Origin of the sequence: Anaerotignum propionicum DSM 1682 (genome assembly GCF_001561955.1) — a bacterium.
GTDB classification, from domain to species: Bacteria; Bacillota; Clostridia; order Lachnospirales; family Anaerotignaceae; genus Chakrabartyella; species Chakrabartyella propionicum.
This window is the reverse complement of the sequence record NZ_CP014223.1, coordinates 403,894-417,726: the sequence shown is the minus strand read 5'-3', so window position 1 is coordinate 417,726 and position 13,833 is coordinate 403,894. Positions and strand designations below refer to the sequence as shown.

General features: G+C 40.7%; 11 protein-coding genes, 1 tRNA gene and 1 riboswitch. Of the genes, 3 read left to right on the top strand and 9 right to left on the bottom strand.

Annotated features, from left to right (window positions below; genetic code table 11):
• Positions 1-73 precede the first annotated feature (73 nt).
• Positions 74-154: riboswitch (ZMP/ZTP riboswitch) on the bottom strand.
• 223 nt (positions 155-377) lie between these two features.
• Positions 378-3,215, bottom strand: coding sequence for a DNA translocase FtsK (locus tag CPRO_RS15950; RefSeq protein ID WP_082754185.1), 2,838 nt, complete (start codon positions 3,213-3,215; stop codon positions 378-380).
• A 195-nt stretch (positions 3,216-3,410) separates the two neighbouring features.
• Between CPRO_RS15950 and CPRO_RS01935 the strand changes: the two genes are divergently transcribed.
• Positions 3,411-3,989, top strand: a complete 579-nt coding sequence (locus CPRO_RS01935; RefSeq protein WP_066047243.1) for a ferredoxin domain-containing protein — start codon at positions 3,411-3,413, stop codon at positions 3,987-3,989.
• A 145-nt stretch (positions 3,990-4,134) separates the two neighbouring features.
• Here CPRO_RS01935 and CPRO_RS01930 read toward each other — a convergent pair whose 3' ends face one another.
• From CPRO_RS01930 to CPRO_RS01890, 8 genes are all read right to left on the bottom strand, one after another.
• Entirely contained in the window at positions 4,135-5,079 is a 945-nt protein-coding gene (locus tag CPRO_RS01930; RefSeq protein ID WP_066047240.1) for an EamA family transporter, read from the bottom strand.
• A 141-nt stretch (positions 5,080-5,220) separates the two neighbouring features.
• The gene (ilvA, locus tag CPRO_RS01925) at positions 5,221-6,414 is read right to left on the bottom strand and encodes a threonine ammonia-lyase (RefSeq protein ID WP_066047236.1); all 1,194 of its coding nucleotides are present in this window, start codon (positions 6,412-6,414) and stop codon (positions 5,221-5,223) included.
• Between the two features lie 465 nt (positions 6,415-6,879).
• Entirely contained in the window at positions 6,880-8,175 is a 1,296-nt protein-coding gene (gene clpX, locus CPRO_RS01915; RefSeq protein ID WP_066047230.1) for an ATP-dependent Clp protease ATP-binding subunit ClpX, read from the bottom strand.
• Between the two features lie 2 nt (positions 8,176-8,177).
• A complete protein-coding gene (gene clpP, locus CPRO_RS01910; RefSeq protein WP_066047227.1) occupies positions 8,178-8,777 on the bottom strand; it encodes an ATP-dependent Clp endopeptidase proteolytic subunit ClpP in 600 nt (199 codons plus the stop codon).
• A gap of 91 nt (positions 8,778-8,868) precedes the next feature.
• Entirely contained in the window at positions 8,869-10,170 is a 1,302-nt protein-coding gene (gene tig, locus CPRO_RS01905; RefSeq protein WP_066047224.1) for a trigger factor, read from the bottom strand.
• Positions 10,171-10,348: 178 nt separating this feature from the next.
• Positions 10,349-10,630 (bottom strand): DUF503 domain-containing protein, encoded by a 282-nt coding sequence (locus CPRO_RS01900; protein WP_066047220.1) that lies wholly within the window; start codon positions 10,628-10,630, stop codon positions 10,349-10,351.
• A 274-nt stretch (positions 10,631-10,904) separates the two neighbouring features.
• Entirely contained in the window at positions 10,905-11,801 is an 897-nt protein-coding gene (locus CPRO_RS01895; RefSeq protein WP_066047216.1) for an SPL family radical SAM protein, read from the bottom strand.
• A 167-nt stretch (positions 11,802-11,968) separates the two neighbouring features.
• Positions 11,969-12,040: transfer RNA gene (locus tag CPRO_RS01890), tRNA-Gly, on the bottom strand.
• 322 nt (positions 12,041-12,362) lie between these two features.
• On the opposite strand from CPRO_RS01890, the gene CPRO_RS01885 reads away from it, so the two are divergent.
• Both CPRO_RS01885 and CPRO_RS01880 read left to right on the top strand, forming a co-directional pair.
• Entirely contained in the window at positions 12,363-13,046 is a 684-nt protein-coding gene (locus CPRO_RS01885; protein WP_066047213.1) for a TIGR00266 family protein, read from the top strand.
• Between the two features lie 251 nt (positions 13,047-13,297).
• A complete protein-coding gene (locus tag CPRO_RS01880) occupies positions 13,298-13,825 on the top strand; it encodes a hypothetical protein (RefSeq protein WP_066047210.1) in 528 nt (175 codons plus the stop codon).
• Positions 13,826-13,833: the final 8 nt, after the last annotated feature.

Here is a 13,833-nt window from a genome sequence, read left to right as displayed (position 1 = left end):
AAACAAACTCCTTTCAGTCCTTCAACGGTTTTCATACGCCATGAACCGCAAATAAAAAAGCCGACAGTCCAAGCGTCATCGCCCAGACGGTCGGCATTTATCCTTGTCATACTCCATGTGGTTAACTCCACTCCCGTCAGTCATATGACCTCTAGGGAAATGGTACTATATGCAGGTTTTTTTGTCAACAGACAAAGAAATATTTTATCCAGTACAAGATTGGTTCAGACTTTTCCTTCGGCTGTATCCTGTCTTTTAGATTCTTAATATTTTAGGAGTCTTTTCGCAAAACCTATTTCTCTTTAAAAAAATCCTTTTGAAAATAATACTCCAACAACTCATCTGTTTATGTAACACAATTTTTCTTTTTTCCTTTATCAAAGTTCTTCTTCCACTGGCTCTTTTATCGTCTCCCATTGGGCACGGGTAATGAGTACCTTTCTGGGCTTGCTACCATCCTCAGGGCCAACCATTCCCTTGCGTTCCAACTCATCCATCAACCTTGCTGCACGGTTATAACCAATTCTAAATTGTCTTTGCAGCATAGAAACCGAAGCTTTTTCCTTTTCAATAATCAAATCTACTGCAGGCTCAAAAAATTCGTCACTGTCCTCATCTGCATCCATACCGGTTTTGGTTACCTTTGTAATTTGGTCTATGGTATCTTGAGTATATCCCGGACGACCACTCTTTTTCAGGAATGAAACAATATCCTCCACCTCTTTATCGGTAACAAAAGCCCCCTGTAAACGGGCAGGCTTACTTTGTCCCGCAGGGTAAAACAGCATATCCCCCTTACCCAAAAGCTTCTCCGCACCAACCATATCCAAAATGGTTCGGGAATCAATGCCAGAGGAAACCGCGAAGGCCAATCGGGACGGAATGTTTGCTTTAATGACACCGGTAATAACATCTACGGATGGTCGCTGGGTTGCAATAATCAAATGCATTCCTGCGGCACGAGCCATCTGTGCCAATCTGCAAATAGAATCCTCTACCTCACCGGGTGCCGCCATCATCAAATCCGCCAACTCGTCAATAACGATGACAATTTGTGCCATCTTCCCTTTTTCATCCCCTTCTTCCTCTTTCATGGCATTAAAGCCCTTTATATCCCTAACACCAAAGGATGCAAAATCATTATATCTTTGCAACATTTCCCGCACCGCCCAATTTAATGCCGCGGACGCTTTTTTCGGGTCGGTAACAACAGGAATCAATAGATGAGGAATACCATTATAAACGCTCAATTCTACTACCTTAGGGTCGACCAGCAAAAGTTTAACGTCCTTGGGGTCAGCCTTATATAAAATGCTGGTAATCAGCGTGTTGATGCAAACACTCTTACCACTGCCCGTTGCACCTGCAATCAAAAGATGGGGCATTTTCCCAATATCCGTAACTACAGGGTTCCCTGCAATGTCCTCTCCCAATGCAAAGGCCAACTTAGAACCATGATTATGGAAGGCATCACTATCTAATACCGTTCTCAAATATACAGATTGGGTCTCCCTGTTGGGCACTTCAATACCCACTGCAGCCTTTCCCGGGATAGGCGCTTCAATACGGATGCCGCTAGCCGCCAGATTTAGGGCAATGTCATCCGCCAAATTTACAATTTTGCTTACTTTTACCCCCTGGCTAGGGGATAATTCATATCGGGTAACTGTGGGTCCTCTGTTGATTTGGATTACCTTTGCATCAACGCCAAAGCTCTTTAATGTTGACTCCAGCTTTTTTGCATTGGCAAGCATCTCCGCCTTAGAATCTCCACCCCCTGATTTCGGGTCTTCTCCCAAAAGCTCAATAGGAGGAAAAACATAGGGGATTTCTTCTTCGATTGGTTCGGCAGGCACTTCCTCTTCTGGGACAGCTTCCGTTTCCTCAGCAGTCTTTTCTTGCTTTTCTCCTTTTTCGGTATCTTCCAAATCATCGGCATCCGCCGTCATTTCTAAATCGTCTGAAATATTGATGCTTTCAGACATATCCAAATTATCTGAAGCATTTAAGCTCTCTGTCTCTTCATCCAAAACAACAATGGGTATTTCCTCTGTATCGCCAAGAGGCTCGTCCTTAGAAAAAACATCTTCCTCTTCAGATAACAAAATTTCCTCTTCTGGGGTCTCTCTGAAAATTTCCTCAATCATTTCCTCCCCTTCATCTTGAACCGCCTTGGAATGAATCATAATTGGAATTTCTTCGTCTTTCTTCTGATTTTCCCCAACGGATTCAATCTCAAAATCTTCAATTTCTTCGTCGGGTGCCCCCTCCTGTCCTTCCTCGAAAATAAAGTTATAAATGGGGTCTGCCTTCTTATATTTTACAGGATCCTTTTTGCGGAAAACAGTTTCCACTATGTCAGGTGCTTCGACCTCACAGCCTTCCTGATCCCTGAGCTCAATATTATAACTGCCCTTCTTTTTCTCTCTTTGTCGGCGGCGTTCCCGCTTTTCCGCCTCCGCCTGCTCCATTAAACGAATTTGTTCCGCTCTGCTTTTTATTTTCTCATATCTTACCTTTTGCATTGCCTTTTGGTGAGCTGAATAGTCAGAAACAGCCTGAAAAAAGGATTTCCCCGTTGTCATAATCAACGAAATAATCAAAAGGGCAATCAACACTAAAGTGCTGCCCAAGGTATCAAAAGCGCCATATAAAAGACCGCCCAGTGCCCCTCCCAGCAAACCGCCGTTGCCCATAGCACCTTCTCCGTAGTAAAAAGCTACTTTCTGGAAAAATTTCAAATTGGCAGTAGCTTCAATGGGATGTATCAAATGTACCCCTGCAGCAACACAAAGAAGAAACAACAGGCCACCAAGTCCACGAACCACAGGCATTTTTCTCTCTTCACTTGCCAAAAGCCATCCACAATAGATAATAATACATAACGGCAATAGCACTCCTGCAAAGCCAAATAGCCCCTTAAATAAACTGCTAAACAAATGCCCAATGACTCCCATTTTTTCAGTAAGCACGCTGATTTCAGCCACTAGGGAAATTAACATAATTATAATTAGGATTACCTCGTCCAGAATGCTGTCCCCAAAACGGCTATCATTCTCTATTACCTTAGCATTGCCCTTATGCTGGCTTTTTGGGGAACCACTTTTCCCTGAACTGGACTTTCCATTTGTATTTTTTTTCACGGCAGTAGATTTTGCGGGGGCCTTTGTTGTACCTGTACCGCTTTTTCTTGCTGTTTTCTTCTGCTCTGCCAAATTACTCACCTCATCTATCTTTGAAACAAAATTTACGAACCACTGTTTGCCTTTAATATAAAATTATACCATAAATATGCAAATCACGCACTCTTTTTATCAATGCAATTTCCTCTACGATATTGCATCTTTTATTAAACATACTGTATAATGAATAGTGAATTCAGTTTACAAAAGGAAAAGGAGGAACATAAGATGAAATACAGTGGTGAAAAGCTTCAACTAAGAGCAATTGAAACCGTAGCTTCCCTCATGATTGCAGCGGCAAAAACAGCGCCCAAGGGTTGTGGCAGAGACAGCATGGAATCCCTCATTATTGATGGAACGGATAAGGATGCCCTTGCGGCAGAAATGAGAAAAATCGGGGAGGAAACCCGTCAACCTTTTTATATAAGAGATGCAGAAAACGTAGAATTATCTGCCTGCGTTGTTCTCTTTGGGGCACAGGAAACCTATAGAGGTTTGCCTTACTGTAATTACTGTGGCGCAGGAGACTGCTTCGGTGCCAATAAAAGCGGCGCCCATTGCGCCTTTGCCGTAGGTGATTTAGGCATTGCCATGGGCTCTGCCGTATCCGTGGCGGCAGCACATCATATCGACAACAGAATTATGTTTTCCGCCGGAAAAGCAGCATTATCTTTAGGACTTTTTTCAGAAAAGGTCTTCTTAGGCTATGGTGTACCCCTTTCCGTATCAGAGAAAAGCCCTTATTACGACCGCCCTGCCGTGGCTCCTGCGTCCTCTGCGGCTGCTCCCGGCTGTAATGCAAAATAAGACATCTATTGATACGAAAGCCCACTGCAGGCGTAGGAATCACCTTGCAATGGGCTTTTTTTACACAACCTCTTCTTTTGTCAGGTTGTTACTAGCCTTTGGAATTTTTTTGAAGCAGATTTTATAGACATTATTTTTAGATTTTTTAATCTACTTCGTAAACCTTCTCCGTCTCACGGGCAATCATTTCCTTTTCTTCTTTCCCGGAATAAAAAGATAATCCGAATACCGTGCCCAAAATCAGTATAAATCCAACCAACTCAACAGGATGAAACACCGAACCAAGGAACAGTACAGATACCACAATTGCCGTCACAGGCTCTATACTGCCCAAAAGGCTCCCCATAAATGGGCCAACCAGGCTAACACCTTTTAAAAATAGAGAAAAAGCTACTGCTGTACCAATCACAACCACCCCTAAAACCCCCAGAATGGTTCCTAAATCCCACAAGATTGGATAATTCCAAGGACGAACAAAAGGCACCATAATAATGCCCGCGAACAACATCCCGTAGCCAACTACAACATAAACACCATACTTTTTCATCAAATCACCAGAAAGCAAACTATAAAGGGCGGCACCCAAAGCGGAGCTTAACCCAAAAAACAGCGCCGTCCCTGTCAAAGACATATTGTGAATATCTCCACGTGTGCTCAGCAAAAAGGTACCTAAAAGAGCCGCCATAATTCCCAAAAGTTCCACCTTGCCTGGCAGCCGCCTCCCCTTTACACAAACCACCGCCAAAATAATTAATGGATTTAGAAACTGTAATACTGTTGCCGTTCCCGCATTGGAATGCTGTATTGCTGCAAAATATGTATATTGACACATGAGCATCCCCAAAAAAGAAAAAATCAAAAGCTGCTTTGTGTCAGCTTTATTTTTAAAAACCTCCCACATTTTCTCCTTTTGTATCACAAACCCCATTATTATTAATAAAACTCCTGCAAAAATAAGGCGTATTGCAACCAGCCATTCTGCCGTAATATTTTTCTCCACAAATAAAAACTGCCCGAAACACCCTGATATCCCCCAGCAAATTCCCCCGCTCAAAGTAATCAGAATACCGGCCTTTTTCTTACCTTCCATAATAATCCTCCACTTTTATTAATCTATCGTATTGTGATTATACCTTAACTCCCATAAAAAAACATCCCTTTATTTTATAAATAAAAGGATGTCTCGCTATTTAGGGGGGCTAAATAGACATATAGAAAAGAAAGGTTTTCCTTACTTTACATCATAACCTTTTGAAACAAGCTTTTCGATCAGCTCTTCGCAATGGTTTTTGTTTCTGGTTTCCACTGTTACATCTACGATGCATTTTCCAACTGCAATATTGCGTACCATACGGTCATGGTTAACATTGAAAATGTTTGCACCGGCTTCTGCAATAATTTGAAGCATCTGTGTAAGCTGACCTGGCTTATCGATCATTGTTACAGAGAATTTTGTCAATCGACCGCTCATCTGCAAACCTTTATCAATAATACGGTCTAAAATATTAATATCTACATTACCACCGGAAATAATACATACGGTCTTTTTGCCCTGAATATCAGCCTTATTATACATTGCTGCCGCAACGGAAACTGCACCGGCACCTTCTGCCACCATTTTATGCTTTTCTAAGAGCATCAGGATTGCAGAAGCAATTTCTTCCTCAGAAACCGTAACAATTCCGTCTACATACTTCTGGCACATTTCAAAAGTCTTGTCTCCCGGCTGTTTTACCGCAATACCATCGGCAACAGTGTTTACTTCAGCCAGTGTTTCAATTTTACCATCACGGAAGGAATTAAACATGGAAGGTGCGCCTTCAGCCTGTACACCATAAACCTTGCATTCGGGTTTTAATTCTTTAATTGCACAAGCAACACCGCTGATTAAGCCGCCACCGCCAATAGGAACCAGCACAACATCAACATCTTCCAAATGCTCCAAAATCTCAAGACCAATGGTTCCCTGTCCTGCCATTACATAGTCATCATTAAAGGGGTGTAAAAAGGTGTATCCCTTTTCGTTTTTAAGCTCTGCCGCTTTTGCTGCAGCATCATCATAAACACCGGGAACTAACACAACCTCTGCGCCATAGCTTCTTGTTGCCTCAACTTTAGCAAGGGGTGCACCGGCAGGCATACAAATAACAGCTTGAATTCCTTTTTTCTTTGCCGCCAGAGCAACGCCCTGGGCATGATTGCCTGCAGAACAAGCCACAACGCCATGCATTGCTTCTTCTTCCGTTAAATTAGCTGTTTTGTAATAAGCACCTCTCAACTTAAAGGAGCCCGTTACCTGCATATTTTCACATTTAATATACACATCAGCGTCAGGATTGATAAACTTAGACTGAAATAAAGGTGTTTCTGTTGCAATACCATTCAGAACCTCTTTTGCATTTTGAATCATTTTTAAAGATAACATTGCACTCTCACTCCTGTGTCTTTAACATATGCACATATGTTTATTTTTGTCTATATCTCGAATACAAAATAATTATATGTTCACTTTTTAACAACGTCAACACATTTTAATCACTTTTTTTCTTATTTTGCAATTTTGTTATTATTGCTATCCATTCCACATTCCATGCACATTATTCCACATTATATAGACGATTATATTTTTTATCTGTAGTAATGCATAAAAACCAATTTGTTTGCACTATGAATAAAAGCCATTTCTGGCCTATCTTTCCCCATTTTGAACAAACTTTGGGATAAATATTCTAATATTACATTCCTTTCTTGAAGGTTATCAAACATAACCCGCTGTTTAATTTTAATAAATTGGTGAAAAATCAAATATATCTTTGGGTTTTTAATCACGTAAAAATCCCCTATGAAATATTCATAGGGGATTTTTGCTTCATATAAATGGTAAGTCCATTTAAGAGGCATTCACTTTTCTTGTATGCTTGCGTCTGCGCATACGCTGTAATGGCTGCCTGTTTTCGTTATAAATATATTTAGGGGCTTCATTCCCTTCCACAACACCTTGGGTAATAATGCATTTTTCCAACGTTGTTTCTGCGGGGATTTCATACATAATAGGATTAATGAATTCCTCCATAATTGCACGCAAGCCTCTGGCACCTGTAGCCCGCTCCATTGCCTTTTTAGCAATTGCAGCCAATGCATCAGGTTCGAATTCCAAAATAACATCGTCTAAAGCAAATAGATATTCATACTGCTTTGTCAATGCATTCTTTGGCTCCGTCAAAATATGGGTAAACGCTTCCTCATCCAAATTGTCCAGAGTTACCACTACAGGCAAACGTCCAATAAATTCAGGAATAAGGCCGTATTTTAACAAATCTTGAGGCATCAAAGAACGAAGAATTTCGTCTGATGTTTTGTTTAATCTGCTATGCACTTCAGCACCAAAACCAATAACCTTATGTCCCATACGGTTTTCAATGATTTTTTCAATGCCGCCGAATGCGCCGCCACAAATAAATAAAATATTTGTTGTATCTATTTGGATAAACTCCTGATGAGGATGTTTTCTGCCGCCCTGAGGAGGTACACTTGCTGTGGTTCCTTCCAGAATTTTCAGCAATGCCTGTTGCACGCCTTCGCCACTGACATCCCTGGTGATTGATACATTTTCCGATTTCTTGGTAATTTTATCAATCTCATCAATATAAATAATGCCTCTCTCCGCGCGTTCAATGTCGTAATCCGCCGCTTGAATGAGCTTCAGCAGGATGTTCTCCACATCCTCACCTACATATCCCGCTTCGGTTAAAGAGGTGGCGTCCGCAATGGCAAAAGGAACGTTTAATACTCTGGCTAAAGTCTGTGCCAGCAAGGTTTTTCCTGTACCTGTGGGGCCTGCCAAAAGAATATTGCTTTTTTGAAGCTCAACATCCTCCGCCTTGGCATCCATATAAACGCGCTTATAGTGGTTATAAACCGCTACTGACAAAGCTTGTTTTGCCTTATCCTGACCAATTACATATTGGTCTAGCGTCTCTTTGATTTCTTTTGGCTTTGGAACATTAAACTTCTCTTCTTTGTTTGCTAAAACATCATATTCTTCATCAATAATCTCGGCGCACAGCTCGATACATTCATCACAAATATATACATTCGGCCCAGCAATCAGCTTCTTTACTTGATCCTGAGTTTTCCCGCAGAAGGAACAACGCAATTTGTTCGTATCTTCTGTTTTTCCTGCCATATTTAGCCTCTCTCCTTTGTCTGAGGTTTTGTAATTATATCATCAATCAGCCCATAGGCCTTTGCTTCCTCAGCCGTCATAAAATGGTCTCTCTCTGTATCTCTTTCGATTTCCTCAATGGTCCTGCCTGTATTATTAGCCATAATTTCATTTAATTTCTTTTTGGTACGCAATATATTTTCAGCATGGATAAAAATATCCGTCGCCTGTCCTCTTGCTCCACCACTAGGCTGATGAATCATAACCTCTGCATTCGGCAATGCGTATCTTTTTCCCTTTGCACCACCTGACAAAAGAAAAGCTCCCATACTGGCTGCCATACCAATGCAGATTGTAGACACATCAGGTTTGATATACTGCATGGTATCGTAAATCGCAAGTCCCGCGGTTACTGAACCGCCTGGGCTGTTGATATAAAGGCTAATGTCTTTATCTGGGTCTTCCGCAGCCAAAAATAATAGCTGTGCTACAATAAGGCTTGATGTAACATCATTTACCTCTTCCCCCAGAAAAATAACTCTGTCCTTTAACAGTCTGGAATAAATATCATAAGAACGCTCTCCCCGGTTTGTCTGTTCCACTACCATAGGCACTAAACTCATATGAACTCCCTCCATTCCCAATTAATTTATACCTTTTGAAATACCTATAAAGCTTAATTAGGCACAGTAAAACTGTGCCTAATCGATGGTCTTATTCAGCCTTAGGATCTGTTAAAACGGCTGTGTCTTCGATCAGCTTCATCGCTGCTCTTACAAGCATATCCTGTTCCAGCGCTTCTTTATCCTCTTCTCTAATCATCTCCAGCATTGTTTTTCCATCAATGCCGTAGCTTTCGCCATATTTGCAAATTTCAGCTTCCAGCTCTTCTTTAGAAACCGCTAAGCCTTCTTCCTTTGCAATGGCTTCCAGCATCAATCTTGCATCCACACTCTTCACGCTGGTGTCCTTAAAGTTCTCTTTCATTTCTTCAGGGGTTGTACCCATATACTGGCAGTAAATGTCTAAGGACAAGCCTTGACGCACGATGTTATCTTCGAAATCCTTCATCATGCTGTTGATTTTATTGTCATACATAACCTGAGGTACTTCCATTTCGCAGTTTGCAACTGCAACATCCAGAAGCTTGTCGCCCTGAACCTGTCTTGCTTTTTCTTCTTTCTCCTTTGCAAGCTTTTCCAGAATGCTTGCTTTGTATTCATCCAAAGTGGAAAATTCGGAAACATCCTCTGCAAAAGCATCATCCAATGCTGGCAGCTCTTTCTTGGTAATCCCTTTGATTTCAATTGCAAAAACTGCATCCTTGCCTGCTAAATCTTGAGAGTGATACTCTTCTGGGAATTTAACGTCAATGTCAAATTTTTCACCCAAAGAGTGACCAACAAGCTTTTCTTCAAAACCGGGGATAAACATACCGCTGCCCAATTCCAAATCATGCTCATCTGCCTTGCCACCATCAAAAGGCACACCGTCAACAGAGCCTTCATAGCTCATCTTTACAACATCGCCCATTTCTGCTGCTCTGTCAGTTACTTCAACGGTTCTTGCATTTTTCGCCTGAGCTTTTTCCAATTCAGCCATAACTTCTTCATCTGTTACTTCAGATTCAACCTTCTCAGCGGAAAGGCCTTTATATTGACCCAACTTAATTTCAGGTTTAATTGTAACATCAACAATAAATTTTGCACCCTTATCGGAACCGATATATTCAACATCCAAAGATGGTGCGGAAACTACGTCCAAATTCAGCTCTTTTACAGCTGCCATGTATTCTTCAGGGAAAATATGGTTTACTGCATCTTCATAGAAAAAGCCTTCGCCATACTGTGCCTCAATCAACTTTCTAGGTACTTTACCCTTTCTAAAACCAGGGAGAGAAATTTGATTTTTATGCTTGTTATAAGCAAAAGCCATACCTTTTTCCAATACTTCTGCGGTTACTTCAAAAGAAAATTTTACTTCTGTTTTTTCTTTGTTCATCAATGTTGCGTTCATGTAGAAGCTCCTCCTTAAAAATCTGTTTCTATGACAACTAAATCTTATATTTATCAAACTGTCGTCATCCAAATGTCAGTCCCTAAAACTGAACAATCAAAGGTTATTATATCACACGGTATTTTGAAAATCTACTGTAAAATATAAAAAAATCCACTGTTTCAGCCAAAAAACCTCCCTAAAACACTTCAAATTCTGCGGAAATCATTTCCGCTTCCGTGTTTTGCTCCATAAAGCGCAGGATATGCTGTATGATGCTGTCTGCCTGTCGTTTTTCGTTGGTTACGCAGACAAAACCGATTACGATGATTTTATGTTGATCCTGACAGTCAACCTCTGCAACGGAAACGTTAAATTTATGTCTTGTTTTTTCTACCAGACTTTTCACTACCATTCGTTTTTCTTTCAAAGATGTTACCCAATCAGCGTGAAAGGTCACTTCGCAGCTACCGATAATCATGACAAGCCTCCTTCTTTCTTTTGTCGCTAAATGATTCAAGTTCACGGACAAGGGCAGAGCCACGGACTCTTACCCCAGCTCTCCAAGGGAGATAAACCCTTTTCCTCCCAAAAGCTGACAAGTTCGCAACGCCCTGTCTAGGTGGTTCAGATTGAAAAGAATTATGCGTAAACATAAATTCATTTTAGCAAACAGATAGTATATTCTAACTGAAAGATAAGTATATTTATTTCTCAAAAACAAAAATGTCAATGAAATTTTGCCAATCAATCGTTTAGTCGAAAAGGCTAATCTGAATAGGCTTATTTTTTCCATTTACCTCTCGTTCAAGCCTACTCTTATAATCAAAGGAAATCTGATATTTATCTCTGATTCTACCTAATCTTTCATACAAAGGTCCTCTGTAATCCTTAAGACCCCCATTCTGATAAAGTATCCTATATTCGCCCAATAAATTCGGATATTCCTTTTTCAAAAAATGATAAAATACCTGCTTTGTTTCTCCTCTTAAATACAGCAGCCCTGCCAGTAGATAATCCGCATGGACGTCCCTAGCCTGAGAAAAAACAGCATTCAAGTTTTCCTCTCCATCCGTAAGGAGCGGTAGCAATGGCATCATATGCACTGCCGTAGAGGCCTTGGTTTTTGCAAATTCCTTTAGCATCAAAAACCGACGCAGGGGGCTAACCCCACCGGGCTCCAGCTTCCTTTGCAAAGTTTCATTTGCAGTGGTTATGGTGGAGGCAATATTGACGTAGGTTTTTCTTGATAATTCATCAATCAAGTCAAAATCCCTCAATATTAAATCAGATTTTGTAGAAATGGTAATGGGATTATTATATTGTATCATCAGACGCAAGATTTCAGGCATATGTTTCTCCATGGCTTCGGCAGCCTGATAATTGTCTGTAACGCCGCCTAAATTAATGACCGCCTTATCCCATTTGGGATTGCGCAATTGCCGTTCCAATGCCTCCACAATATTCGTTTTCACAAAAATGGAGTCTGAAAAATCCCCCTTTTCCCGCAAATACTTATGGGAATAACGAGCATAGCAATATTTACAGTCATGAGTACAGCCTCTATAAACATTCAAATCCCAATGATAGGGGAATCTTCCCTTCACAAAGGTACACGCTGTATTGCAAGAAATAGAAATTGCCCTCTTCATACTGTCCTCCCGTGTTGCAAAATGGAACGATTCTCGAATCTTTTTTCAGATATATTTGCCTCCTTATATGGTAGCACTTCCTGCTCAATTAAGCAAAGCATTCAGACTTATTTTTCCAAAATCGGAACAAAAAAAATCGGTCTTGAATAATCAAAACCGATTAAAACAGCGCGAGACGAGATTCGAACTCGCGACCCTCGCCTTGGCAAGGCGATGCTCTACCACTGAGCCACTCGCGCACACAGTTGCAATAAGAATTTTACATTATTTTCATATACTCTGTCAAGTAGTAATTTTCATTTTTGACAAAAAAATATTCGTATTTTCTAATCTATGGATAAACTTACACCTTTTTTATGATATAATGAAACAAAAGTCTCCATTTGTAAAAACGCTTTTTTGAGAAGCAAAAGGTTCACGGACAATTCCCAAGCTGTCCTTTTGCCCACTGGGCTATTCAGACATCCGGCTTTTTCAAATGGGACTTATAGAAATGAGAACAACGTTTTTGGTGGTTGTATTCATTAATAATGATACTTGATTATTTTAAGGAGGATTTACATGAAATATGAGATAACAGGTGAAACCTTGCCAGTGGTTATATGCAAGCTGGATGCAGAAGAAACAATGATTACCGAAAAGGGCTCTATGGCGTGGATGTCCCCCAATATGGTAATGGAAACAAGCACAAACGGTGGAATTGGAAAGGCCTTTGGGCGAATGTTTTCAGGGGAATCCTTTTTTCAAAATAAATACACCGCTAGTCAAGGCCCTGGGGTGATTGCCTTTGCTTCAAGCTTCCCTGGAAGCATCAAAGCCTTTGAGGTTTCACCCAATCAAGAATATATTTTCCAAAAGAGCGCATTTCTTGCTGGAGAAGCAGGTGTACAGCTTTCTGTCCATTTTCATAAGAAATTTGGCTCTGGTCTTTTTGGCGGGGAAGGCTTTATCTTGCAAAAGGTTTCTGGAAGAGGTACCGTTTTTGCAGAATTTGATGGACACACCGTGGAATACGACCTTCAGGCAGGACAACAGATTATCATTGACAGCGGCTACCTTGCCGCGATGAGCACCACCTGCCAAATGGATATTCAAATGGTTCCCGGCCTTAAAAATATGCTATTTGGCGGTGAAGGCCTTTTTAATACAGTTATAACGGGCCCCGGACATATATGGCTGCAAACAATGCCTATCAGCTCCGTTGCATCTGCTTTAAAACCATTCTTTTCTTTAGATACAAAATAATTTAATTATAAAAAGACCCTTTCCTTTATTAAAATTAAGAAAGGGTTTTTTCCTTTTTATCCCTCAAACCCCTTAAAATACAAGGAAAACGAAGATTTTCACCACTTTTTTCATAGATAATTACCATTTGTTTACGCTTTTATTCTTTTGAATGCTGTGATACTATGTTCTTGTAACAGTTTTGTAACAATTACATAACAATTGAGAAACAACTATTTAAAAACTTTTCTATGAATAAGGAGGAACTTTAAATGAAAAAATTTAGATTAGCCGCTGCTGTTTCCGTTGCAGTTCTTACCATGTCCGTGCAGGCGATGGCCGCACCTCTGAACTGTAATATATCTTCCGGTTCCAGTTGCCCAACAAGCAAAGCGTACACAAGTGCGGTAAAAGGTATCCAGACCTCAAACAGCACACAGAATAATTGTTTTAAATCAACAAACATCGATTCTGTTTTAAGCCAGCTGAACTGCAAAAACAACGGTTCATCTGTAAAGGGTGCTAGCTATGTAAAAGGCACAACAACAGCAAAAGGCTCTAACTGCACCACTTCAACAAAGGGTTCTAACTGCTATACAAATGCTGCAACAAGAGTGAAAGGTGCAAGCACAAACAATTGCACAACAGGCTCCAACTGCAACACAGGCTCAAACTGCGCAACCGGTTCCAACTGCACAACAACATCAAAAGCTGTTAAGGGTGCTAGCACCACAACTGCTTCTAACTGCTTTAACGGTTATAACTGCACCGGTTCTAATTGCAATACCAGCTGTAATTAAAGCGTAGA

Coding starts and splice junctions, on each gene's coding strand:
- CPRO_RS01895 (WP_066047216.1), bottom strand. CDS start 11,801: ATGAAGAGGGCAATTTCTATTTCTTGCAATACAGCGTGTACCTTTGTG.
- CPRO_RS01900 (WP_066047220.1), bottom strand. CDS start 10,630: ATGATTATCGGTAGCTGCGAAGTGACCTTTCACGCTGATTGGGTAACA.
- clpX (WP_066047230.1), bottom strand. CDS start 8,175: ATGGCAGGAAAAACAGAAGATACGAACAAATTGCGTTGTTCCTTCTGC.
- CPRO_RS01930 (WP_066047240.1), bottom strand. CDS start 5,079: ATGGAAGGTAAGAAAAAGGCCGGTATTCTGATTACTTTGAGCGGGGGA.
- CPRO_RS01885 (WP_066047213.1), top strand. CDS start 12,363: ATGAAATATGAGATAACAGGTGAAACCTTGCCAGTGGTTATATGCAAG.
- CPRO_RS01880 (WP_066047210.1), top strand. CDS start 13,298: ATGAAAAAATTTAGATTAGCCGCTGCTGTTTCCGTTGCAGTTCTTACC.
- CPRO_RS01935 (WP_066047243.1), top strand. CDS start 3,411: ATGAAATACAGTGGTGAAAAGCTTCAACTAAGAGCAATTGAAACCGTA.
- tig (WP_066047224.1), bottom strand. CDS start 10,170: ATGAACGCAACATTGATGAACAAAGAAAAAACAGAAGTAAAATTTTCT.
- ilvA (WP_066047236.1), bottom strand. CDS start 6,414: ATGTTATCTTTAAAAATGATTCAAAATGCAAAAGAGGTTCTGAATGGT.
- clpP (WP_066047227.1), bottom strand. CDS start 8,777: ATGAGTTTAGTGCCTATGGTAGTGGAACAGACAAACCGGGGAGAGCGT.